General features: G+C 31.6%; 21 protein-coding genes and 1 pseudogene. 1 reads left to right on the top strand and 21 read right to left on the bottom strand.

Annotated elements, in window-relative coordinates:
* Window positions 1-30: 30 nt before the first annotated feature.
* The 6 genes and pseudogenes from B1NLA3E_RS04905 to B1NLA3E_RS04885 all read right to left on the bottom strand — a co-directional run bounded on the left by B1NLA3E_RS04905 (window position 31) and on the right by B1NLA3E_RS04885 (window position 5,066).
* Window positions 31-972, bottom strand: a complete 942-nt coding sequence (locus B1NLA3E_RS04905) for an aldolase (RefSeq protein ID WP_015592734.1) — start codon at window positions 970-972, stop codon at window positions 31-33.
* 84 nt (window positions 973-1,056) lie between these two features.
* Window positions 1,057-1,212, bottom strand: coding sequence for a paeninodin family lasso peptide (locus tag B1NLA3E_RS24650; RefSeq protein ID WP_144061426.1), 156 nt, complete (start codon window positions 1,210-1,212; stop codon window positions 1,057-1,059).
* A gap of 15 nt (window positions 1,213-1,227) precedes the next feature.
* Window positions 1,228-3,180, bottom strand: a complete 1,953-nt coding sequence (locus B1NLA3E_RS04900) for an asparagine synthase-related protein (RefSeq protein ID WP_015592733.1) — start codon at window positions 3,178-3,180, stop codon at window positions 1,228-1,230.
* A gap of 295 nt (window positions 3,181-3,475) precedes the next feature.
* Window positions 3,476-4,195, bottom strand: a pseudogene (gene tnpC, locus B1NLA3E_RS04895) (IS66 family transposase); the annotation flags it as partial.
* Window positions 4,135-4,473: an IS66 family insertion sequence element accessory protein TnpA gene (gene tnpA, locus B1NLA3E_RS04890; protein ID WP_051120192.1), complete on the bottom strand. Its 339-nt coding sequence runs from the start codon at window positions 4,471-4,473 to the stop codon at window positions 4,135-4,137. The gene tnpA and the pseudogene tnpC, both read right to left, overlap by 61 nt.
* An 89-nt stretch (window positions 4,474-4,562) precedes the next feature.
* Window positions 4,563-5,066 carry a hypothetical protein gene (locus tag B1NLA3E_RS04885; RefSeq protein WP_015592730.1) on the bottom strand — a complete coding sequence of 168 codons (504 nt, stop codon included), beginning with the start codon at window positions 5,064-5,066 and terminating at the stop codon, window positions 4,563-4,565.
* 354 nt (window positions 5,067-5,420) lie between these two features.
* Between B1NLA3E_RS04885 and B1NLA3E_RS04880 the strand changes: the two genes are divergently transcribed.
* On the top strand, window positions 5,421-7,751 hold the full coding sequence (locus B1NLA3E_RS04880) for a right-handed parallel beta-helix repeat-containing protein (RefSeq protein ID WP_015592729.1): 2,331 nt from the start codon (window positions 5,421-5,423) through the stop codon (window positions 7,749-7,751).
* 495 nt (window positions 7,752-8,246) lie between these two features.
* Here B1NLA3E_RS04880 and B1NLA3E_RS04875 read toward each other — a convergent pair whose 3' ends face one another.
* The 15 genes from B1NLA3E_RS04875 to B1NLA3E_RS04805 all read right to left on the bottom strand — a co-directional run bounded on the left by B1NLA3E_RS04875 (window position 8,247) and on the right by B1NLA3E_RS04805 (window position 23,985).
* The gene (locus B1NLA3E_RS04875) at window positions 8,247-9,788 is read right to left on the bottom strand and encodes a lipopolysaccharide biosynthesis protein (RefSeq protein WP_041580315.1); all 1,542 of its coding nucleotides are present in this window, start codon (window positions 9,786-9,788) and stop codon (window positions 8,247-8,249) included.
* A complete protein-coding gene (locus tag B1NLA3E_RS04870; protein WP_015592727.1) occupies window positions 9,785-10,822 on the bottom strand; it encodes a glycosyltransferase family 2 protein in 1,038 nt (345 codons plus the stop codon). Before B1NLA3E_RS04870 ends, B1NLA3E_RS04875 begins: the two co-directional genes overlap by 4 nt.
* 15 nt (window positions 10,823-10,837) lie before the next feature.
* Complete coding sequence (locus tag B1NLA3E_RS04865; RefSeq protein ID WP_015592726.1) at window positions 10,838-12,034, bottom strand: glycosyltransferase; 1,197 nt, start codon at window positions 12,032-12,034, stop codon at window positions 10,838-10,840.
* A gap of 64 nt (window positions 12,035-12,098) precedes the next feature.
* The gene (locus B1NLA3E_RS04860; protein ID WP_015592725.1) at window positions 12,099-13,289 is read right to left on the bottom strand and encodes a glycosyltransferase; all 1,191 of its coding nucleotides are present in this window, start codon (window positions 13,287-13,289) and stop codon (window positions 12,099-12,101) included.
* A 37-nt stretch (window positions 13,290-13,326) separates the two neighbouring features.
* The gene (locus B1NLA3E_RS04855; RefSeq protein WP_015592724.1) at window positions 13,327-14,511 is read right to left on the bottom strand and encodes a glycosyltransferase; all 1,185 of its coding nucleotides are present in this window, start codon (window positions 14,509-14,511) and stop codon (window positions 13,327-13,329) included.
* A 15-nt stretch (window positions 14,512-14,526) separates the two neighbouring features.
* The gene (locus tag B1NLA3E_RS04850; RefSeq protein ID WP_041580314.1) at window positions 14,527-15,642 is read right to left on the bottom strand and encodes a polysaccharide pyruvyl transferase family protein; all 1,116 of its coding nucleotides are present in this window, start codon (window positions 15,640-15,642) and stop codon (window positions 14,527-14,529) included.
* Window positions 15,643-15,794: 152 nt separating this feature from the next.
* Window positions 15,795-16,994, bottom strand: coding sequence for a glycosyltransferase (locus tag B1NLA3E_RS04845; protein WP_041580313.1), 1,200 nt, complete (start codon window positions 16,992-16,994; stop codon window positions 15,795-15,797).
* A 9-nt stretch (window positions 16,995-17,003) separates the two neighbouring features.
* Complete coding sequence (locus B1NLA3E_RS04840; protein ID WP_015592721.1) at window positions 17,004-17,738, bottom strand: glycosyltransferase family 32 protein; 735 nt, start codon at window positions 17,736-17,738, stop codon at window positions 17,004-17,006.
* Window positions 17,739-17,796: 58 nt separating this feature from the next.
* Window positions 17,797-18,144, bottom strand: coding sequence for an XRE family transcriptional regulator (locus tag B1NLA3E_RS04835; RefSeq protein WP_015592720.1), 348 nt, complete (start codon window positions 18,142-18,144; stop codon window positions 17,797-17,799).
* A 54-nt stretch (window positions 18,145-18,198) separates the two neighbouring features.
* The gene (locus B1NLA3E_RS04830; protein WP_015592719.1) at window positions 18,199-19,359 is read right to left on the bottom strand and encodes a DegT/DnrJ/EryC1/StrS family aminotransferase; all 1,161 of its coding nucleotides are present in this window, start codon (window positions 19,357-19,359) and stop codon (window positions 18,199-18,201) included.
* Window positions 19,360-20,004, bottom strand: a complete 645-nt coding sequence (locus B1NLA3E_RS04825) for an acetyltransferase (protein ID WP_015592718.1) — start codon at window positions 20,002-20,004, stop codon at window positions 19,360-19,362.
* Window positions 20,001-20,615, bottom strand: a complete 615-nt coding sequence (locus B1NLA3E_RS04820; RefSeq protein ID WP_015592717.1) for a sugar transferase — start codon at window positions 20,613-20,615, stop codon at window positions 20,001-20,003. The genes B1NLA3E_RS04825 and B1NLA3E_RS04820 overlap by 4 nt, the downstream gene beginning before the upstream one ends.
* 233 nt (window positions 20,616-20,848) lie before the next feature.
* On the bottom strand, window positions 20,849-21,916 hold the full coding sequence (locus B1NLA3E_RS04815; protein ID WP_015592716.1) for an EpsG family protein: 1,068 nt from the start codon (window positions 21,914-21,916) through the stop codon (window positions 20,849-20,851).
* Window positions 21,917-21,939: 23 nt separating this feature from the next.
* Window positions 21,940-22,842 carry a glycosyltransferase family 2 protein gene (locus tag B1NLA3E_RS04810; protein WP_041580312.1) on the bottom strand — a complete coding sequence of 301 codons (903 nt, stop codon included), beginning with the start codon at window positions 22,840-22,842 and terminating at the stop codon, window positions 21,940-21,942.
* A gap of 24 nt (window positions 22,843-22,866) precedes the next feature.
* Window positions 22,867-23,985, bottom strand: coding sequence for a glycosyltransferase family 1 protein (locus B1NLA3E_RS04805; RefSeq protein WP_015592714.1), 1,119 nt, complete (start codon window positions 23,983-23,985; stop codon window positions 22,867-22,869).
* Between the last annotated feature and the right edge of the window lie 9 nt (window positions 23,986-23,994).

Raw genomic sequence — 23,994 nt, 5'->3', positions numbered from 1 at the left:
TAGGAAAGTATTAAGATTGTTGATTGATTTTTATCCGCTATTACTTTCTGTTTGGAGTATATTCAAAATAACTGATGGCAACTCATGAGCTGTAAAGTGCGAAACAGGTCGAATTAGTTGGTGAAGTTTAATTTGGTTAGCTATTTGGGTAGACATTTCAAAATGCCAATTCATAAGCCGTAAAGGGGCGAGCAAAAAATTTCGATACGTATGATAATACAAGGTATGTAATCTCCCAAGTCCTTTAATGGGACGAAGATCGATCTCCTCACTCTCTGTTTTAACTAATTCAAATACACCTGCAAGAGGAAAAGTGTCAGAAGTAAATTGCGAAGACACAGGTACTGCGAATTTAGTTTCTCGCTCAAATAAAGGGCGATACTGATGAATTTGCTTACCAAATTCATTTAAACTTTCTTGCCAAAGTTTTTGTTGTGGATAGGATGGAGCAACCATCGGCATCCCATCCTGCGACAGCGAAACAGCAATCACATCGTCCGTTAGGAGCTGGTACCCTCTATGTAAAAATGCAGAAGCAAGCGTTGATTTCCCTGCACCTGAATCACCAACAAACGCATATGCCAGTCCATCAATAACGATTGCACTGCCATGCAAGGGAAGAATTTTCTTTTGCAATAATATCGCCCCCATACATGTACCAAGAATAAATAACCTAATTTCATCCTCGTTTGAACTAGCCATTGGTGAGACAATAACCTTACTCCCATTTTGAACAGAAAAGATAGCAATATCCGGAATTTGAAACAAGACAAAGTTTTCTTTCATGACGAAGGTCTCATTTGGTACATCAAATTCCGCCCATAGAACAGATAAATCACCTATCTCAATCTCAACATCTGCTAAACCCTTTTCTATCTGTTCACCCAATAATGGTAATTCAGGTAAAAGAATTTCACTAGTAATACTTAATCCAAAAGCTTTGTACATGACTTTTTCTAATGTATTTATCATACTCCCCCCCCAATTTACTGTTAAAATATTTGTTTAAAAACCCTTATACAAAATAGTTCGTATAAGGGCAGGAATTTTTAAAAATTAGGAACACATATTTGATTTGTTTGATCTTCCATCATGTGTCTCAAAGTTTTGGTTATTCGTACAATAACTATCATTTATTGCATTTCCTGGCCCACCCATTGTTAAATTTACGTCAAGAATTTCAAGTTCTGGCTTTTTCCACTCCTTTTTCATGATCATCACCTCCTCTCAATTATATTTTTTAATAAACCGATACACGATTAAACTGTTGGTCACAATTCTAAAATTGTCATCAAATAACAATTCAGAACTGGGATGTTTACTTATCCTTGTAATGGCATGCTTTAACACATCTATATTTAGAAATTCCGAAACTATAGGGTCCCTAGTAATCTCATGTAGTTCTTCAATAAAAATATCCCAATTTGAAGCCATACGATGGATAACATCAGCACCTTGTAACCCTCGACTTTGTTGGTTTAATCTAACTTTATCCGGAAGAAGATTTTTGGTAGCTCTTCGAATAAATGATCTTTCCAAACCACTATTAACATATTGATCTTCCGGTAGGGATAAACAAAACTGTATGACTCGTAAATCGTTTGTAGGGTCACGATCCCATAGACCATATCGTAGAGATAATTTTGTTCCGACTGTTCCACTTTTACTCCAATAAAATAGTTGTTCAAAATGCCTTCTTCTAGCTTCATTAGGATTTTCAGCAGATGCCCCTGTTATATCTATATGAAATTCGGTTAGCTTTTCAAAAATATTCGTTCTTTCTGCTAGTGATGGGTTCACTAAGGACTTAAATTGAATATCATTTTTAGTTGTCCTCGACAACAACTGGTATATGTTTGGGAATGCTTTTTTTACAACTATGGGAAGAATGTGAGATTTTCCAGTATTAAAGTTTTCACAGAACATACCTAAATCACGATAAAAATGAATCCATTTCAGCTTTTTTAAAAGAGAAGCATAGTAGTTTAGTGTCAATGTTTGAGAACCCCAGGAAATAGAATAATTCCCCCTTGCACCGTTTAACATAACTTTTATTCCTTGTTGGTTCGCTTTTTCATTGATTCCTTTTAACCAAAAAGAGTTACTAAAAAATTTATAAGGCATTTCCATTATTGAAAGGAAATCATCTACATCAGTTAGGGGGCTTTTTCCTTCAAAGCTCAAGTATTGGTCTGAAATATTCCCAACATGATTTACAGTTTCTTTTATAAAAGGTCTTTCATCAGGAATATAATAATACGGTGTCCAATCTACAAAACTAGCTTCTGGAATGTAGCTAAAGGTATGTAGTTTCTTCTTTTCCTTTTGAAGTTCTTTTGCAGCAAAGCTAACGACTGAACCTGAATCCATGCCTCCACTTAATTGAGCTCCAACCTCACCATTGGTACGGATCCTTGACTTTACCGCTTTTTGAAACACTTCGTGAAATGCTTCTTCATATTCTGAATCAGAGTTGAGTTTTATTTTCGATTGGCTTGTAATGGTGCTATATCTTGAAAGGACTACCCTATTTTTCTGGATAGTAATGCTATGTGATGGAGGAATTTGTTTGATCCCTTTATAAACTGTGGAAATAGTATCAACTGAATCCACCATTCCTGGAATTGTAAGGAACTCAGCTAACCAGCTTTCATTCAGTTTTTTATCTATATAAGGTAACTTCAACAAAGGTTCAATTGTCGTAGAAAATGCAAAACGGCTTTCGTCTCGGTAGAAATATAAAGTCCTAGTACCCGAGAAATCTCTGACACCAAAGAGCTTCTGTTCTTTCTCATCCCATATCATAAAGGCAAAATCACCGATTAAATGCTTCGCAACAGCTTCTCCCCACTTGCTGTATGCTAATAAAATTATTTGGCTATCAGGTATTTCTTTTCTTTGTGATTGATCTACTAGTAATTTATCCAGAAGTTCATCTCGGTTATCTATGATCGCATCAGCTGTAATGGCTAGCTTTCTTTCATAATCAAAATAAGGTAATTTCTCACCAATCGATTCAGGAGTAATCCATTGGGCATGGCAGCCCAGAAAAATATTTCTATGATTCCAAGTATGAATATAATCTGAAGGATATTGATGAAGTGCATTCATTAAATCCCTGGTTTGTTCTGTTGAGATTGGCTCCCCATTAAAATGATATATACCAGTTATTGCACTCATATGGTCCTCCGATTGTTCGTTCAATAATTCATTACATTAATGTAATTACGCCTTTAAGTCCCTAAAAAGAACAAAACTTGTACATATTCCTTATTATACTTAATATCAAGTTCTTAATAAAGAACATTTAAGAATAAAATACCTGCTTTTTTCTTAAGTGTCAATCCTAAAAAATTAAAAATCCACTTTAAAAGTTGAGATAACAAATGTCATCCAAAGTAACCACGCTATCTACATTACTTTTTTGGTAAGCGTAAAATAATCCCCACCTACAAAGGTGGAGATTACGTTGTTATTATTTAGTTAACTTGTTAAAGACTATGCAAGTGATAGGAAGTGTCGTTGACCAAGGAAGTAATTGATCTAAGGCATTTTCGTCTGTCGTAACCAAATTGGGAAGTTGCTCAAATAGATAGCGAAGATAGTAATATGGATTTAATCCATTTGCTTTAGCGGTCTCCACAATACTGTAAATAATGGCGCTTGCCCGTGCACCTCTCGGTGTATTACTGAAAATCCAGTTCTTCCTTCCAATCACAACGGGCTTGATTGAGCGTTCACTACGATTATTATCTATCTCCAATCGTCCATCTTCTAAAAAGGCAACTAATTTATCCCATTGATTGAGACAGTATGTAATGGCTTGTCCAAGTAGACTTTTAGGCAGTACTTTCTGTTCTTGTATTTTTAACCATGACAAAAAACCATCCAGTAATGGCTTACTTTGCTTTAAACGCTCATCAAAACGATTTTCTGGTGTTGAATCCTTTAGTTTTTTCTCAATAGCAAAAAGTTGGTTACAGAATTTTAGACCTTCTTCTGTAGCTACCGGTTTCACACTTTTGGCTGGCAATGCTTTTAATGCCTCATCGAACTTGCGCCGCGCATGGGCCCAACATCCTACAAGAATATCTATTTTCAGAAGAAGATCATGCATCCGATCAGTCAATTTACTTAACCATTGACCTGCTCCATAAAGCATCCAATTAGCCATCGTTTGGCGAGACAAAGAAATGTTGGGTTAAAATCCGGGTTCACTTCAATGAGGGCCTGACCCACTCTTACCTTTAAGGTTTCATTTTTATTATTGGATAATTCATCTTCAATAATCATAGAAACCCATTTTGAATTAGTTTCTTGAGATTTACTTGGATTATCGATTTTCTTTAACCAATATTTTAACTGATGGTAATTTACATTGTTGGTTTCGCACCACTTGGTATGGGTCTGTCCACTAGCTTTTAAATTAGCGATCCGTCGTTCCCATTCCTTTCGCAATTCTGTATCTGCCATTTTGGGCACAAAAAAACCTCCTCAAACTTTGATTTGAAGAGATTATCTCATAATCTAGAATTGGATAGTATGTGGGTATGTTTTGACGCTTACGTAGCAACGAACATATAGGCCTTTATCTTTTCCCCGGTATCCCTATCGATAATAAAGGCTGTGGATCCTGCCCAGTCGACTTCCATGATTTCACCTGGTTTTCTACGAATGCGCAAAGTAGCTTTGTACTTATCTGCGTAATTGCTATAATGACGCAAAAAACTACGATAAGAGTAAGGGATTTTTTGATTCGCCCTACATTCGGCCTCATACTCATAGTGAAGAAGCGAAAGTGTCACATTAGGCTTTGCCAATTCTTCATGGATGTATTCAAAATTCAAAGGATGTCGACCTGAAGCTTCTAGCGTCTTCTCAGGAAAGAGAAATTCCTCTATCCATTTATCCGTCATTTCATCCTCTAACGGACAGATTAATCCCTTCTTTTCTGCAAGGCCGATGACCTCTGTTACTTTTTGACGAGAGTTTCCAGTACTTACAGAAATGCCTCTTAAGCTGATCCCCTCATCATGTAATTCCAATATCCTACGATAATGGATCATAAAAAAAATACCTCCCATATAAATAGTGTCATACCGTTGGTATGCACACTAATCATACAGGAAGTACTTACTGGTAAACGCCTTGTCACAAAGTGGTAAATTTCTTGTCACTAATTGGTACAAACAATGTCACTAGTGGTACATTTCGTTGGCGGTAATCAGGCAACAAAATACCATTCTTTTTAGGAACAATAATTATTAAGGAATTTTTCTATTACTTTTATAATTTCTTCCTTCTGAGAAAACCCTACAGTTTTATAAATGTACATTTTTTTAAATGTACAAAACCCGTCCAATCAGCCAAATGAAACAAGCCATATAATATTTAATAAACTAATATAGGGAGTGGTTAACTTGTATCATATTGAGCTTGATCGGTGGAACATCAAGCAAGGAATACCTTCTAAACCTTACACTAATGCAGATTATACAAATGCTGATGCAAACATCCAAGGGATAAATAATGCGATCCAATATGCTTCTGCCAATGGTTTTACTACAATTGTTTTACCGAGAGGAAAGTATGCAATTTGTTACCCAAGAGAGATAAAAATGGTTAGTAATGTAACCTTTGATTTAAACGGTTCCACACTTAAAGTAATTTATGACTCTGATCATAAATCTCCATTTGATAACAGAACAACTACAGATTTTTATAATTTTAAAGGTAATAGCATTGTTTTTGATAACGTTACTAACACCCACCTAGTTGGCGGAACAATCATAGGATGCAGAGATGACCGAAGTTTTCAAAATCCTGGAGAGGCAAAAATGGAGCATACTTATGGTGTTGTATTTCAAAAAAGCACAAGATATTCCTCCATTAAAAATTGTATTGTTAGAGACTATATGGGAGATAATATTACTTTTTCAAGTTCAGCTATTCGAGAGATAGCCGTATTAAATGCTTCATTAAATGCTCTAGACTACATGACAGGTCAAGTAAGTCCTTCAACCAATTCATTAGTAACAGATTTCATTAATATACCAACTGGTGCTGAATTTTCCTCTTTCGAGATTGCAGGATTTGGTTATACTAGATTGACAGCATTAAATTCAAAAGAAGTAGATGTTTTCTTTTATAGGGCCGATAACAGTTTTATTGGTGTTGTCAAAAAAAGGAAAATATATACAGGTATTTCGATCCCTCTGGGTACTACGAAAATCAGAATGCTTTTTTCAAAAGAAACAAATTCATCTAAAAATTTACAAATCACATTAAAATTCGGATTAATTCCCCACCACAATTTAGTAGAATATAATGAAGTATTTAATGGTCACAGAGGTGGCATTACACTTGGAGGAAGTTATAATATTGTTCAACATAATGTTGTAAGGGACAATGGAAAGGGTAATAATAGTTTCCTAGATGGAAAACCTGTATTTCCTTATTCGACTAGGTATGCTATAAACCAAGAAGATTCATATGGAGATAATTGTGTTATTAGAAATAACTTTATCTATGGCAGTAATCATGGAATATTAGTTGGATGTTACTCCATTCAAATAGAAAATAATCACATTTATAATATAGAGTCCATTGGGATAAACCTATATAGCTTACTTTACGCAAACATTAGGGGGAACATAATATATAACTGTTCATATCCACTTGGATTTATGACTTCTAACTTCAACAATGCATATGTGAATATTAGTGAGAACAGTATAAATGGAGGCAATTTATCTTATCTAAATACCAATAACTCTTATACGATAAATGTTTCAAACAATAACTTTGTAGACATAATATATATCAATTCAGGAAATAGCAACGAAAATAATATATTCAGAAATAACCGATTCAAATTCGAGAACATATCCAGTACTCCGATTTTAAATGTAAATAACATGGATACTTGTTTTTTTGATTCAACATCAGTTAGAGAATTGATATTTAGAGGGTATCAACTTAGGGATTCTATTTTTAATAATATAAAAGTTAATATTCAAACTCGTAATGGAGCAGCCAAGAGTGAAAAGGTTTCAATAGAAAATTGTGAGTTTAATAATAGTATTTTAATAAATCATATTTATGGTACAAAAGATAGAGAAGTAAATATTACTAATTCGATATTTATAGACTCAATTATTAAAGTTGGAAATATAAACACTGCAGGGTCATCTGCAACAACAATATTAGAGAATTGTCATCTAGTAGCAAACACAGTGGGAAATCTATTTGCAACAGACTCAAACCAACCAAGTGCCATGATTAAATTAAACAAATGTAATATTGAGATTTTTAATCCGAATTTCTCTTATCTAATTGATCACGACAAACATGTAAATGATGTAGTTACATTCTTTATAAAAGAATGTAACTTTAAATATACTGGTACTTCTCCATTAAGTCTTGTTTATTATGATAGTGTCAGTCCTATGATTAAATTTATATCTGTAGATAATGTGTTTACTAACACCATTCTCCCATCTAAAGATCCTGAAACTTATGTTGATTATGATATTAGTACCACATACAAAACCAACGTAGCATTGCAGTTAAATGGTGATATGTACTCTACAATAGTTAATCATAATTTAAGTACACTTGAACCTTTTGTATTAACTGTATCCGACTCTGGAAATATCGAAAATTTAATCATATCCATAATTGATAACAATTCGATCGAAATAAAACATAAAGTAAATATTAATTTATTAGTTATAATAAAAAAATTGTAGTAGAATTCTAATCTTAAACAAATATGCACACTATTCAAAGTGATTATAACTCTGCTTTTTAAAAAACCTGTTCCTTTTATAATCAAGAACAGGTTTTACTGTCATTAGTTTCGTATTCCTGAAAATTTTTAATTACATAAAAATGTAATTAAATTCCTAAAATGGTCAAAATAATAAATAAATAGTAGGGATAACTTATCCATTTAAATCTCGCCATATTATTTTCTTATCCACTGAACATCAAACAATAATTTACCTAGTAATTTACTTAACTAATAATTTAATAGTATATTTTTAAGAACATTGTATCCCTTCAAATAATGCAAAGGATTTTGATAACACAGAAAAATATGTTAATTAAATATATTAATAATTTTTCTACAAAATTGCGTTACCTCTTTAAGTTTTAAATAAAACTCTTTAAAATTATTAAATCAAACTGTTATCATAACTAATAGTTAGAAACAATCTTTGTCAATTATTTTAACCTTTTCACTAACTGGCTGAGTTTATTTTTATTTTTAACCTAGGAATTACTCTACTTAACATTGTTTTTATATAAATAAACTCTTGACTCTTATAAAAGAGTACGACATATATTATATTTGGTACAACAATACAGATAATTCCTTTTCCAACTAAAGATAATAAATTTCCATTAGGTATAAGTGATTTACATATGAATGTTGTAACAAATCCAACCACAATTGTAAGCACCAGATAATAAACATATTTTTTAAAATATAGCCATACTGAAACATTAAAAACATATTTATATACAAGACGAGGTACATTCCAAAAAACAATACACAAAGTACTTAATAGCGTTCCAATAAAAATTCCCGGTAAGCCTATAAAATTAACTAAAATTATTGACGCAGCTAGATTTATGACAGCTTCAATAAGTGGAACATATTTGTCCTGAACAAATATTCCTGCCTTATTTTTAAAAGTTGATATTGATCCCCTCAGGCCAATTAGATAAAAGTTAATTAAAATAATAATAAATGTTAATGAATCTAATAAATATTCCTCACCAAGCCACCATCTAATAAAAGGGTTTAGTAAATTATATAAAAAAATAACACTAATTGAATAAATCCAAAAGTTAACCAAATAAGTTATATTAAATATTGAGAAACTCTTTTCTTTACTTTCAACCGCAATTAAATTCCCCACACTCGCACCAATTCCACCTAATATTGATGCTATTAAAGCTGTAACCTGGCCTAAAATCATAGTATAGTTGGAATATTGCCCCACAGTAACAATTCCAACATACATTGAAATAAGTATATAGTCCGTTCCATTTACACAAAATGAACCAATGTTGTGTAAAAATAAAGCTTTAATATTTTTCACTAGATTTTGTTTCTCTCTATTATTTAAATAGTGTTTTTCTGTAGTCTTAATATAAGAATATCTTTTACCAACAAGACGGCCATAAATAATTGTTTGTATTCCAAAAATAGTTAAATCTATTAATAAAAAAAGAAGGTAATTTTTTGTTAGGATTAATACCACTATTTTTGCTATAGTCATAACTATCTGAAATATTGTGTTAATATTTGTTAGAATATATCCCTTTTGATCAGCATTTATTAAAGACACTCTATGTGCATTCAAGTAGGTAAACAAATTTTTGCTAACAAATATAAAATATGCAACACTTAAATAGGGAATAGTTTCACTTTCTCTAATAAAAAAGTCTAAAAATGGAAACAAAATTAGACTAAGAATAAGAATGATTAAAGCCAAAATACTATATGCTTTTTTGTATAATTGAATAAGTGCAATAATACGAGGTCGATCATTTTCCGCTAGGGGCTTATATAGATTATAAACAATGCTAGTTCCAATTCCGCTTTCTACCAATGCTAGCATTGCCAATATATTTGTAAGTAATCCATTAATCCCTAAATATTCTGCTCCTAAACTATCTAAAAAAATCTTTCTTGAGATAAAACCCAAAATAGCAATTATTATTGATGCTAGAATACCAGTGGATATATTCTTCAAGGAGTTTGATAATCTCATTTTAATACAATTCCCTTACATAAATTTTTTATACTAACTTTAAGTTTTACCACTCCTGTAAATAACTTCTCACTTTTAAATTTACAAATACTTATTAAAAATCTGTAATATATACTTGGAAAATTAGAACTGGTTAAGTGCTTTTTAAATTCATTATCATTAATTATTTTAATTAATAAATCATCCTTTTTAGACTGTGATAAATTACTGTTTACAATATCCTGCATGAAGTTTAAAGTAGTTATAATAAATTCACTATTTAAATTATCGACTACGTTAACTATATTGTATTTATCACACAAAGATAGGCCAAAATTTTTATTATCCAAAATATAGTCATAATAATCCTCTCTAAATTTCCGTGTTAAGGAATTTCCTTTTCTAATAAAGTAGTTGTAAAGAGGTTCTTTTACAAAAACTAACCTATTTATATGAGTTAATAATATTAAATTTAATCTTGCATCTTCACCATGATTTTTGTTTTCATCGAATCTAAGTTCATATTGATCAAAGAATTTTTTTTGGTATAATTTATTAACAACAGAAAGAATACTATAATATTTTTTACGTAGAATTGATGGTATAATTTTTTCTTCTATATTTTTTTTATCAAGAATATTTCCTTCCAGCCAAACAGTTGAAATTGAAATAGTGCCCTCAACCTCATTAAAAGATCTAATAGGACAAACAACAATATCTGCCGAATATTTAATAGCATGCTCAAACAAAACCTGGTACATATTTTGTTCTATAATATCGTCTGGATCAATAAAGGTAATGTATTCACCTAAAGCGGTATCTATACCTACATTACGAGCAGACGATACTCCCCCATTTTCTTTATGAATCACTTTTACTCTACTATCTTTTTGTGCATATTCATCACAAATTTGCCCACAATTATCAGGTGACCCATCGTCAACAAGGATTAGCTCAAAGTCCTTAAATGTCTGTGCGAGTATGGAATCTACACACTTATGAATATATGGTTCCACTTTATATACTGGAACAATAATACTTATTTTAAGGCTCATACTTTTAAATCCTTTCTAGTTAATAAAATCATAGAGTTTTTTTATCTCCTCTTTTGTATCGAAATTACTATTTGATAAGTTTTCATGCAACATATCTTGTACTATTTTATTATCTAAAAGATATTTAATTTTTATATACACTTCTTCTTCATTACAACCAACTATAAAACCAGTATTGCCGTCCTCAATCTGTTCATAAGCTCCTATAAAATTGGTTGTAACAATGGGCTTAGCTAAACACTTGGCTTCCGCTAAAGTAAGACAATACCCTTCATGTCTTGATGTCTGGACATATATATCTGCTTCAGCCATATATGGGTAGGGATTGGATTTTGCTCCCAATAAAATAAAGTCTTCTTTTAAACCATACTCTTCTATTAAAGTTTCAAATTTTTTTCTGTAGTTTCCGTCACCAACACAATACCACCTTACATCGTATCCATCTTTACGCAACCTAGATAAAACTTTAATTGCAATATCCTGACCCTTTTCCCTTGAAAGCCTTCCAACTGTTACAATCTTTGTCCCTTTATAGCCCTCATCGAACTCCATCGTTTCTTTGGACATATAATTTATTAAATCATTTGGAACTATGTTTAAAAGAACCTCTACTTTTCTTTCAACTGTTGGTACCTTTTCGATTAAGCATTTCCTAGCCTCTTTTGAAACGACAAATATTTTATTAAAGCTTTTATACAGTCTGTTATATAATTTCTCGTTAATAAAATGCTTTGAAACATCAAAATGAACCCACGATATTTTTTTCGTTGCTTTGACTTTATTGGCTATATAATAATCAATCATATCTGTTGGCCCTTGAAACGCTATAGCTACATCATAAGTGTTCGTATTGATCGGAACATTTTTAAAAACTTCCTTATAGTAAAGATATCTATTATTGAATTGCTTAGATATAAAATAAGAACATAGAAATGTTAGAATTTTTGTATAGCTCTTATTGATGTAATAATCTTTAATCGTTTGCTGAGGAGGTTGCATGATTATCGGTTTAACATCTTTAAACCAAGCTGTTTCCTCCATTTTTACCCAATTAGGTATATACTCTAAAAACCCACCTTTTTTTTCTAAAACTAAAATAGTAATATCATATTTTTCTTTTGGTATAACTGATAGCAGGGAAAGTAGTGATTTTTCTACGCCACCTATATTTATGCTGCTCAGCATAAATAAAACTTTCTTTTTCAATTTCACCACTCCTATCTGCTGTATATCGAAAACCCTTATGTTTAAGCATCAAAAAATAAGACTCATTCTATCAAATTACCATTTGAGTAATTTTTTGCATGTCATTATTTGTTATAACATGTTCATTTTCTATATTACTTTTTATTGTATTTCTTAAACTTTGATCAATAATTATTTGTTTTATAGCTTCATAGATTTGTATCTTGTCACCTTCTACAACTAAACCATTATGTTTATGCAAAATCTGCTCATTTGCCCCTGTAAAATTTGTACTGATAATTGGGCAGTTAAAACATCTAGCTTCTGCAAGAGTTATACAGTATCCTTCATGACGTGATGGCTGAACATATATGTCACATTGTTTCATGAAGGGATATGGGTTTGCCTGAGAACCTAATAAAATAAAGTCAGCCTCAACCTTATAATTTTTTATCAGTTGCTCATAGTCACTTCTTGCATTCCCTTCCCCAACACAGTACCAGCGGACATTAAATCCTTCCTGTTTCAGTCTTGCTAATACAGGAATTGTTAAATCCTGACCCTTTTCTTTACTTAATCTACCAACTGTTAGGATTCTTAACCCTTCATAATTATCTTCAAAACCATTTCCCTCTTCAGCCATTTGAATAACATTTTTATAAGAAACTATATTATAAAATGTTTCGGTTTTATGTTTTAGTGACGGTAATATTTTGTTCAGTTTCTCTTTTCCTTCTTTAGAAACAACAAAGATTTTATCAAATTGACTGTATATTTTTTCAGCAAATTTTACATTAAATCCTATTTTATTAACATCAAAATGAATCCATTGTATTTTCTTCTTTGCACGTATTTTAACTGCAATAAAAAAGCTTATGAAATCCATCGGACCTGCATAAGCTACTGCAACATCATATTCAGTACTAGTTTTTGGATTGTTTCGTAAAATATAATTAAAGAAAATACTTCTGTTATTTTGAACTTTAGATATCAGATAAAGTAGTATGTACATGCAAGCTTTGACTATTTTCCACTGCTTAAGCAGATCTTTAAATACTATTTTTGGAGGATCATTAAGAAACCTTTTAATATCTCTATAACCATTTACATATTCAACCTGAACCCAATCAGGTATAGAATTCAAAAATCCTCCATATTTTTCTAACATTAAGATTGTAACGTCAAATTTTTCTCGTGGCATTTCAGAAATCATATTGAGTAGGGCCTTTTCCGTTCCACCAACATTCATATTGATTACCATGAATAATATGCTTTTTTTCATTGGCAATCCTCTCTTTCTCTTACCTTATATTTAAATCTTAAATTGCCTCTAATAAAGAATAAACTTTTAATAACTCTTCCTCAGTACCTTTTTTTTCGCTACGTAAATTATTATAAATTTTATTTCTTAAATCCTTATCTTCTATTATTTTCTTTATGCCTTCATAGATACTGTTTGGATTCATATTAACTATCACACCATTTTCATTTTCCTTAAGTTGGTTATATACCACTGTAAAATTGGTTGCCACAACCGGCTTTTCTAATATTTTAGCTTCGGCAATTGCTAATCCGTATCCTTCATATCTTGAAGGTTGAACATAAATATCACAGTTTCTTATATAAGGATAAGGGTTATGATGGACACCCAGAAAAATAAAAGTATCTTGTAAACCATACTTTCTTACCATATTTTCATATGTCGCCTTCTTTTCTCCTTCCCCTAATACATACCATTTAAATTTATATCCCTCCTCTTTTAATCTTTTACAAGCTTCAATAGCTAAATCATAACCTTTGACGTCAACTAACCTACCAATTGTTAAAATCCTTAGGCCATTATAGTTATCCTTGAAACTAGATTCTTCTAAAGCCAATGATTTAATTATTGTGGGAGAAATAATATCATAAATAACTAAAGTTTTTCGCCCGGCACTAGGCATTTCTTTAATAAATACTTCTCTGTTATAGTCTGATACAGCAATTACCTTATCGAATTGATCGTAATATCTTTTATCAAACTTCTTATTATATGATGCGACCTTATAATCCGTATTCACCCAACAGTATTTCTTTTTTGCTATAACTTTTTCTGCTACAAAATAGGTGGGGACTCCTTGACTATAAGCAATTGCACAATCATATTCATTATTAACTATATCTATTCGTTTCGATAGATTTTTCCAAATTATTTGAGCGCTATGCATTTTTCTATTTTTAATTGGATTTCTAAGAGACAACGATGTTCTTAATCTTGATGATAACTGTTTAAATTGTTTATTTATGATTAAATGTTTTATACCTTTTTTTTGTTTTTTTATATAATCAGGAACATCAACAATATTTACTTGTTCCGGTAATAAAGGTAAATATAGTCCTTCAACAGAAAGCATTAATATATCAACCTGATATTTTTCATAGTCAAATAATGTTAACAGTGACAATAAACTTTTCTCTGCTCCTCCACTATTTAAAGAATCAATGACAAAGAGTATTTTTTTCATTTGAAATTCCTCTCATTATTCTTTTAGTACTATAATTTTATCCAGATACTCTTTTGAAATCCTAATTTTATTATTTAATATATTTCTACATTCATTAAAATTAACGTTTTCAATTATATTAACAAATTCATTATCAGTTTCCTTAACTAGCCTATCACTTAATTTTAAATCATCTAATAAATCCCTCATCCTTGTGTTTATGGATTCCTTTCTATTCACTATTGCAAAGTTCTTTTTAAATATAATTGAGAAAACTGCTGCGTGAAAAGAATTGGATAAAACAAAATTTGCATTTTTCACTAGTGAAATAAATGTTTCAGGGCCAACAAATTTAAAATATTTATCTGCATACTTCAAATTATTTGGATTTATGGAGTATATTTTAAATCCCTTTTCTTTTTTCAACTTTATTGCTATTTCCTTAATTAGTTCACTATTATCAAAATCATAAATTAAGATATACTGTTCATTAAATTTTTCTGTTCCCATTTTATCCCATTCATCTCTATCTAATAAAAATACAGGGTCAACAACATTAACCCCCCTGTTAATTTTTAGTTCTCTAATAATATTAACTCCACTTTTTTCCCTAACACCTATGCCATCAAGCTTTTCTATTCTTTCTTTTAATATTGACTTTAATTCTTCTGATACAGTATCTGTTGCAAAACTTGCTGCATAAGACGCTTTTATTTTACCTTCAGGTACGAAGTCTAAGTAAAATGCTGGGTCTTTTCCATTCTTATGAAGAGTGTTCCAAATTTGATCACTTCCACAAAGATAAGCATTTGCTTCAGGTAAACTTTTCTTTAAATCCTCGTTAGAACTATAACGAGTACTTGTTAGATTTAAATATTTAGATTTAAATTGATCAAAAGCTTTTTTTCTTTTTAACTCCGGTAATCGAATTGGTATTTTAATAGCTAGATAAATCCATTTTGTAAGAATATTTTTTTCCCATTTTGGATTACTAACATTAAACAGGTTATAATGATTATTTAAATAATCTGGTTTATAGTCAATTATCTCAACATCATGGCCACACCTCATCAAGTACTTCATTAATGCAAATGCCTGTAATGAGGCTCCATGATTGTACACATCATGACACGTGATAGTACAAACTTTCATTTATTTATATCCCCACTTATGTTTCATTTATTAAGAGTAAATTCACTATCGTTAAGAGTCTACTTAAGAGACTAAAAAGATTTAAAAAGTATGCGGTTTTGTATTTTAAATAGAAATGATTACCTAATTAATAAAACAAAATAATGTTGATCCTATAAGCTGATGACACTATATAATTTTTTTAGTTCATAGTCATTACTAAAATTATAATTTTTATTATAATTAATTAGTTTCCTTCTTAAATCTTCATTCATATATATTTCTTCAACTTCAGAAGCAATTGACTCCACACTCAAATCTTTACAAATAACCCCGTCTACACCTTTTGCTACTTGGCTTCCCGCTGTTGAATAATTCGTAATAATTATAGGCTTTGCTAGGATTTTAGCTTCTGTAACTGTCACTGCTTTTCCTTCATAACGTGAAGGTTGTATATACAGATCACATGCTTTAATAAACGGATAGGGGTTAGTTCTCTTCCCCAATAAAATAAAACTTTCTTCTAAATCATTTTGTCTGATTAATTCTTTTATTTTTGTTTCATCTCCACCATATCCTACAACATACCAGGCAATATCGTCATAACCTTTTTCCTTTATGAGCTTCATGGCTTTTACAGCTTTATCGATTCCTTTTGCATGTGTCAATCTCGCGACTGTTAAAAGTTTAAATCGATTATCACTTTCCATTGGGTTATCCAATCTTTCTTTTCCCATTTTTCTAATAAATTCAGGAGAAGTAATATTTTCTACAACAAAAACTTTTGATTCTAACTCTTTATATTTTGCAAGAAAGGCATTTTTGCATGCTTCAGAGACGGCTATTATATGGTCAAATTGATGCCACATTTTTAAATCCATGTCTATATCAGTTTGAATTGTGGAATAGTCCGTATGAATCCAAGCAATTTTTTTCTTTGCCTTTACCTTTTCAGCCACAAAATAATGCGGCCATAAATAGCTAATAGCAACATCATACTCTTTTTCCATTCTTGGTAGGAAAGGGAGAGCATACTTCCACATAATTTGCATTTGATAATATCCAGGTTCATCAATCTTTTTTCTTTTTTGATAAAAATTAGTATTTATTTTTGAAAAAATTCTTGATATTCCTAAACCAATATGGCCATCTTTAAATATTTCCCTTATCGATTTTCTAAAAGTTGTGTATTGAGGCATTTCCTCTAATAAATTTGGGTTACTTGGTAACAATTTCATAAAGTCTCCTTGATGTCGATAGAGCATCAAGTCTACCTTATATTTAGTGTAGTCAAAACTCTCCAACATATTAATCAGACTTCTTTCAACTCCCCCAACTTCCATATCAAATGATGCAACTAATACGTCCTTCATCATAATCACCTATGTTCTTGAAACTATGTTTCTTAACCTTGCAATATTTTCTCCACCAATGGTTTTAGCTACAATCATTTTAAAATTACTTTTTAACCTTGATTTTAACGGAAGCCAACTTTTATAAAAATGATGCATGGCATAAGTATTCTCTGTAATAAAATTTCGGCAGTTAATATAATCATAGGGCGAAAAGTAGGGCTGTGGAAAAAATGTTGCTATTCCTGGCATTTCTTGAAATGTTCCATCCATTTTCAGACCTTTGTTTTTTAGAATTTCAGTGATGATGGCGACATTTGTTAATTCATTGTTCGTACCATTCTCATTAAACTTTTTCCCATTATATGAATCTAGAAAAATCTTTATTAACGAATTCCCTTTTGAAGCCCCAATTGTACTTGTTGCAATGAAGTTCTCTTGCTCAAACCCCCAAAATGAATCATGGTGCAAAAGAGGATCAAAGCTTTTAAAGACTTCAACATCGGTATCCAAATAAATACCACCATAGTAATATAATGCATGGACTCTTACGTAATCACTTACAAAGGCAAATTTACCAGAACGGTAAGCCTCTTTTATATATGAATTTACATTAATATCAAAATTCTCTTCACTCCACTCAACTAATTCATAGTCAGGGAGATTTTTTTTCCAGCTTGCTATACACTTATTCACAATTTTAGGTTTCTCATTTCTTCCAAACCAGCAATAATGAATCACCTTGGGAATTTTAACAGTCTTCATTTCGTCTTCCCCTTAAAAAATAAACTGGGTTATTTTTAATAGCTATTCCAACTTCTAATTATTTCTTAGCTGAGTACTCTTTCTTCCATCTAATAAATTCAACAAAACTTCTAAATTCTTTAATCTGTTCTTTTTCAATACCAGACTCTTTTAATTCATAAATAAAATCAATCCACTCTTTTTCTAAACCCTGTTTTGTATCATATTTTGAATCTGCCTTTATTAGTGTTTTTAAATCTACATTCAACACTGCTGCAATTTTGTTCATAACTTGTATAGATGGATTTTTATTTAAATCTCGTTCAATATTACTTAAATAAGATTTTGAAATGTTAGCTCGTTCTGCCAGTTCAGTTAGTGATAATGCTCTTTTTTTTCGGATTTCTAAAATGTTTTTCCCAATCATGAATTAATACCTCATTTATCATAAGAACTTGAACTTGAAATTTAATTTATTATATTAGTTTTGATTAGATGCTTTTCTTATACAATGAATGACCCGTTGCTGTTCTTCTTCAGACATATTGGAACCTGATGGAAGACAAATTCCTGATTGGAATATTTCCTCAGACACATTTTGAAAATCTCTGTGAGGGTAATATTTTGCACCCCTAAATAATGGCTGCATATGCAATGGTTTCCATACAGGACGTGCTTCGATATTTTCTATAGCTAAATATTTAATCAATGAATTCACAGATATGCCCGATTCATTTTCATCAATTGTAAGAGCTGTTAACCAGCGATTGGAATAGGTGTTTTTTAGTTCTGGCATAAAGTTGAATCCCGGTAGATGAGCGAGTTCTTGATAGTAGCAATTAAATTTACTTCTTCTTGCTTTAACTCTTTCATTTAGAACTTCTAATTGCGCTCTTCCAATTCCGGCCAATATATTACTCATTCTGTAATTAAAACCTGTCTTGCTATGTTGATAATGAAGCGCCGGATCTTTAGCTTGTGTAGCTAAAAAACGTGCCTTTTTCAATGCTTCAATATCATTTGAAACCAACATACCACCACCGGAAGTAGTGATAATTTTATTGCCATTGAAAGAGTAAATCCCATATTTACCAAATGATCCACTAGCTATTCCCCTGTAAGTGGAACCAAGTGATTCCGCAGCATCCTCTATAATCGGTACATCGTAGTGATTACAGATAGACAAGAGCTCATCCATTTTTGCACTTTGGCCATATAAATTTACAACAATAACTGCTTTAGGCAAATTCCCTTCTGTATTTGCTTCTTCTAATGCGAGCTTCAAAGAATTAGGAGACATATTCCAGGTTTCAGGTTCTGAATCAATAAATACCGGTTCAGCTCCTTGATAAACGATAGGGTTTGCACTCGCTATAAACGTAAGACTGGAGCAGAATACTGTATCACCTTTTCTCACATCTAATAAAGAAAGAGCCAAATGGATCGCTGCAGTTCCCGAACTTACCGCAACAGCTCCTTTGGCTCCTATATAACTAGCTATTTCATTTTCAAATGCATCCACATTGGGTCCTAACGGGGCGATCCAATTTGTTTCAAAAGCTTCATTAATATATTTTTGTTCATTTCCACTCATATGAGGCGACGAAAGATAGATTTTTTTTGTTGAAATAAGATTGCCCATTTATACACCCCCTGAAGTTTTTTTCAATTTTACCTTAGCAGGAACACCAACGGCTGTACAAAACGACGGGATACAATTTATGACCGTCGCACCTGCTCCAATTACCGACCATTCTCCTATAGATAAATTAGGAATTATAGAAGCCCCTGCTCCAATATGGACGCCCTCTTCAATTTGGACAGCGCCTGTAAGAGTAACATTTGGGGATACGTGAACAAAATCCCCAATTACATTATCATGTTCGATGACAGTACTTGTATTAATAATTGAATGTCTTCCTATCTCGGTATCTGCTTGAACAACAGAATATGCCATAATGACAGTTCCAGTTCCAATTTTTGCACTTGGACTAATTATTGCTGAGGGATGTATCAGTGTAATATATGATTCCTCTGAAAAGCCAAGTCTTTCTACGATTTTCTTTCTTATCTTGTTATCCCCTATTGCAATGATAACTTTTATGTCTTTAAAATAATCTAGTAGTTTTTTTACCATTATCACTGGTCCAAAAAACGTATTATCCTTTACCGTTAAATCTATGTGCCTATCATCAAAATATCCAATAATTGAGTGTTTTTTTGATAAAGAAAGCAAATCTGTGATAACTTTACTGTGACCCCCTTGACCGATGATTGCAATATTCATCCCCCGCCTCCTTTTGCAATATTTTTAGACCCTTTGTAGGCATCAATCGTTGCTTTTCCAGGCTGATTAATTCCATCCGATTTTATTACCTTATAAACTGTTAAAAATAATATCTTGAGGTCTAGTAATAATGATTGATTTTGAACATACCAAACATCCAATATAAATTTTTCTTCCCATGTAATTGCATTTCTTCCATTAACTTGTGCCCATCCTGTTATTCCAGGTCGGATATGATGCCTTGTTGCTTGTTCCTTTGTATACAATGGAAGATACTCCATTAACAACGGTCTAGGTCCGACAAGACTAATATCCCCTTTGATTACATTAATTAGTTGAGGCAATTCGTCCAAACTCCATTTTCTTAGGAACCTACCAAATGGTGTAAGCCTCAAATGGTCTGGCAACAAATTCCCACCACTATCACTTTGGTCAGTCATGGTTCGGAATTTATAAAAATTAAAAGGTATTCCGTTTAAGCCGGGGCGTTGTTGTTTAAAAATTACTGGATTCCCAAGTTTCAATCTCACTAAAATTCCAATCAAAAGTATTATTGGTGAAAAAAGCGTAATTAATAATAAGGAACAAATGAAATCTAACAAACGTTTCATTTTTCGCATCTCCAAAACCTAAATTTCTTAATTTCAATATATCTCTTCTTAAACTAAAATCTCCCCGCTTTGTATTAGGCGAGGAACTTCTTTAGTTTCATATTCATTTGGATTATTTGATTGCCAGGCCATAAATCCTCACACATTTCTTCAATCCCTTTTTCAGCTACCTATCCTAATTTACGCTTTACCTTTGTTGAATCAGCGTACCAGATTTCCTTATCAAATTGTTTTTAAAAATTAATATAATTACTTTCGTATATAATGCTCAATGAAACTATTTGTTCGTAAGCATAATAAATGAGATAAGAAAATATTATTCCGTAATAAACTAACTTTTGATTTGATTCATGGAACAGTTTTACGATCCATGAAACTAATATCAGATTGTATAGTCCAAAATAGATATTAAACCTTGCAAAGATCCAGTTCTGTGAAGAAATAATCATAAATACAATACTTATTATTGACATATTTACAATAAAATCACTTTTGGGCCAGAGTTCTCTTAATTTATCTCTTCCTAAGAAAGCAACAATAACCGGCGCAGCGTTAACAATTACCCTTATTGTGCTAGCTCCACCTTCATCAAAATCACTATAATGCCCATATTGTGTATTACCTAATGCTGAAAAAAGCATCTCCGAAAATACGTTAAATCCCAGAACAATCAATATTGACAAGGCTAATATTGAAAATGTTACCTTGGTCCATGCCTCTCTCCTCACAATAAAATATATAGGAAGCAGGACTAATGCACTTTTATGAATAGTTGATGCTAATAAAATGATTAAGGCATATTTCCCGAAGTTACCATTTAGGATATATTTTGTTGCCATAAATGCAATAGCTGCTGCTAGGTATTGCCGTATGCCATTCATAGATGTTGTGAACATTCCAGACGTTATAAATACAAAGGAGCTTAATTCAAAAAACCTAGAATATTTATATAGAACACAAATGATTAAAAAGTTGGTTATTAACGCTGTAGTAAAAATGAGAATTTGTGGATCAGGTGATATTTTTTGTAAATACATTTGTAGTAGGTTAAATCCAAAGTCACCAGCAGGATCAATATCCTTCCATGAAAAATGAGTAATTTCATAGGAATGCATATAAAAAAAAGTATCACCAATATTTTTACGAAGACCTGAAACAATGACTAATGAAGTAATCACAAAAAATGCAAAGAGTTTATTTGGTCTAATTGTCCTCAAATCATCTATTGCTTGTGTAGAAAAATACCTTGATAAAAAAGAAAAGACATACACAATTGAAAGATTAATCCACATAATGGTCATGGGCTTTTCCTTTCAAAATAAACTTAATCATTTTTCATTACAGTTGTTTTATTAGTTCTTTGAATATAAAAAAACAATCCTATTCCAAATGGGATTGAAAATAAAGTGGTAATAAATCTAGGTGACTCAAGTAAAAATTTTTTATTTCTAATCATGATATTACTTGATACATAATGAATAGACTCCCGGAATCTGTCCTTTAATGTAGGGGCATGCTTCATTGCTTCTTTTCTAAAAAAAGAAAACCCTTTTGGATTCTTTTTATATTGATTGATAATATTCATACTCGAACCATCTTCCAAATACTCGACGTGGCAAAGAACTTCATTCATTATAAGCAAGGGGACCTCTTGATCAATTAAGATATATTTATAACTCAATGGACAGTACTTTTCCCCAGGAAATACTGGGTAAGGAGGGACTTTCTTAGTTAGTTCTGTTCTATATACCAATTTTTTATCACCTTTAACTTTGTAGATCTCATATAAATTAGTTAATGTCGTTTTCAATAAGTTATCCGGCATTTTTGTACCAATAATTTCACCATTTGGTTTTGCATCCAATCCAACGATTCCTGCAAACTCCTTGCAACCATACCTCTTCCAAAACGAAACGATTTTATTAACTGCATCATCAGGCATATAATCATCTGAATCAATACAGACATTCAGCTCTGTTTCAATAAGTTCGTAAGCCTTATTATGTGCACCATGCATACCCTGATTTTCCTGAAAACAATATTGAATCGGAATTGAACCTTCTAATATCCATTTCTCCACTAACTCTTTTGTATAATCAGTTGAACCATCATCAATTATTAACCAAATAAAATCCTTACTTGTCTGCCTTTTCAAGCTTTCAAAACACAAATGTAGTGTATACGCGCGGTTATACGTTGGCGTAAAAACAGTTAAAGTAGGCTTCACTCCCTCACCCCATTAAAAAATAATTTATTCTATCTCTAAAGTGTAATATTTTGAATAATATTCTGAAAGCCAACTTGACATTGCAATTGAATCATAACCTGATTCTCTAATTTTCCCAGAAGTATCTTCATGTTCAAAAGAAGATGATAGTATATGTGACGCCCACTCCTCCGGGGGTTTTCTTAAACTTAAAAAGTCTATTCTACCGGTGATGTCACATTCTTGTGTAATTGTATTTGACACAATGCATTTTAATCCAGCCGCTTGCGCTTCTATTAACACAACTGGTAAACCCTCAAATAATGATGGGAAAAGAAACAGGTCCATTCCTTGTAATAGATTAGGGATATCACTTCTAATTCCTAAGAATTTTACACTTTCGGATAACCCTAAACCTTCTACTTTATCTTCAATCTGTTTCCTTAGGTCTCCATCACCTATTAAGATTAGTACAGCATCAGACCGCTTTTGATGTACTGCCCTAAAAATATCTATTAGGAATTCATGATTTTTTTGCTTATTAAACCTTCCAATATGTCCTATTACTAGTTTGTTAAGAAGACCAAGATCTTCCCTAATTTTTCTTCTTGTTGAATCTTTCAAAACAAACTCTTTGGTATTTACCGCATTATTTAATACAAACATATTTTTTGATTTTGCTATTTTATTACCAAAAAGCCACTGTCCTGCTTTGTTTGAACAAGCAAAATAGTGGGTTGGATTATTTTTCATATGGTACCTAGCGTATATACGAAATGGAAATTTATAATCTATTTCTAAATCACTTAAATGACTATGTGCAATTCGACACGTTATGCCTGCTTTTTTCGCTGCTCTTAACACAAAACTACTATTTTCGTTAATATGGGAATGAACCACTTTGTATTCAGAGTGACTAGCAAAAAAATCTTCAAGCCTTTTGAAATATAACCGGTAATTTCCTGGTTTAATTTGAGGCATTTTATAAATTTTCCCGCCAAGCTTTATTATTTCCTTATCATAATGACCTTCATCATCACGGTGAACCATGAAGTCAAACTGTATTTTTTCACGATCAATCTGTCTATAATAATTCATTAACATCGTTTCAAGACCGCCACGATTCATAACCGTTACAACTTGAAGTATTCGAATGGGACTCAATAATCTACC

Source organism: Bacillus sp. 1NLA3E (genome assembly GCF_000242895.2).
Taxonomy (GTDB): Bacteria; Bacillota; Bacilli; order Bacillales; family Cytobacillaceae; genus Bacillus_BU.
This window is presented reverse-complemented; position numbering and strand designations above follow the sequence as displayed.

What these genes read in the sequence shown, in the direction of transcription:
- B1NLA3E_RS04820 (WP_015592717.1), bottom strand. Translation starts at nt 20,615, where the DNA reads ATGAAACGTTTGTTAGATTTCATTTGTTCCTTATTATTAATTACGCTT.
- B1NLA3E_RS04845 (WP_041580313.1), bottom strand. Translation starts at nt 16,994, where the DNA reads ATGAAGGACGTATTAGTTGCATCATTTGATATGGAAGTTGGGGGAGTT.
- B1NLA3E_RS04860 (WP_015592725.1), bottom strand. Translation starts at nt 13,289, where the DNA reads ATGAAAAAAAGCATATTATTCATGGTAATCAATATGAATGTTGGTGGA.
- B1NLA3E_RS04855 (WP_015592724.1), bottom strand. Translation starts at nt 14,511, where the DNA reads ATGAAAAAAATACTCTTTGTCATTGATTCTTTAAATAGTGGAGGAGCA.
- B1NLA3E_RS04885 (WP_015592730.1), bottom strand. Translation starts at nt 5,066, where the DNA reads ATGATCCATTATCGTAGGATATTGGAATTACATGATGAGGGGATCAGC.
- tnpA (WP_051120192.1), bottom strand. Translation starts at nt 4,473, where the DNA reads ATGGCAGATACAGAATTGCGAAAGGAATGGGAACGACGGATCGCTAAT.
- B1NLA3E_RS04835 (WP_015592720.1), bottom strand. Translation starts at nt 18,144, where the DNA reads ATGATTGGGAAAAACATTTTAGAAATCCGAAAAAAAAGAGCATTATCA.
- B1NLA3E_RS24650 (WP_144061426.1), bottom strand. Translation starts at nt 1,212, where the DNA reads ATGAAAAAGGAGTGGAAAAAGCCAGAACTTGAAATTCTTGACGTAAAT.
- B1NLA3E_RS04850 (WP_041580314.1), bottom strand. Translation starts at nt 15,642, where the DNA reads ATGAAAGTTTGTACTATCACGTGTCATGATGTGTACAATCATGGAGCC.
- B1NLA3E_RS04870 (WP_015592727.1), bottom strand. Translation starts at nt 10,822, where the DNA reads ATGAGCCTTAAAATAAGTATTATTGTTCCAGTATATAAAGTGGAACCA.
- B1NLA3E_RS04905 (WP_015592734.1), bottom strand. Translation starts at nt 972, where the DNA reads ATGATAAATACATTAGAAAAAGTCATGTACAAAGCTTTTGGATTAAGT.
- B1NLA3E_RS04875 (WP_041580315.1), bottom strand. Translation starts at nt 9,788, where the DNA reads ATGAGATTATCAAACTCCTTGAAGAATATATCCACTGGTATTCTAGCA.
- B1NLA3E_RS04830 (WP_015592719.1), bottom strand. Translation starts at nt 19,359, where the DNA reads ATGGGCAATCTTATTTCAACAAAAAAAATCTATCTTTCGTCGCCTCAT.
- B1NLA3E_RS04815 (WP_015592716.1), bottom strand. Translation starts at nt 21,916, where the DNA reads ATGACCATTATGTGGATTAATCTTTCAATTGTGTATGTCTTTTCTTTT.
- B1NLA3E_RS04840 (WP_015592721.1), bottom strand. Translation starts at nt 17,738, where the DNA reads ATGAAGACTGTTAAAATTCCCAAGGTGATTCATTATTGCTGGTTTGGA.
- B1NLA3E_RS04825 (WP_015592718.1), bottom strand. Translation starts at nt 20,004, where the DNA reads ATGAATATTGCAATCATCGGTCAAGGGGGTCACAGTAAAGTTATCACA.
- B1NLA3E_RS04900 (WP_015592733.1), bottom strand. Translation starts at nt 3,180, where the DNA reads ATGAGTGCAATAACTGGTATATATCATTTTAATGGGGAGCCAATCTCA.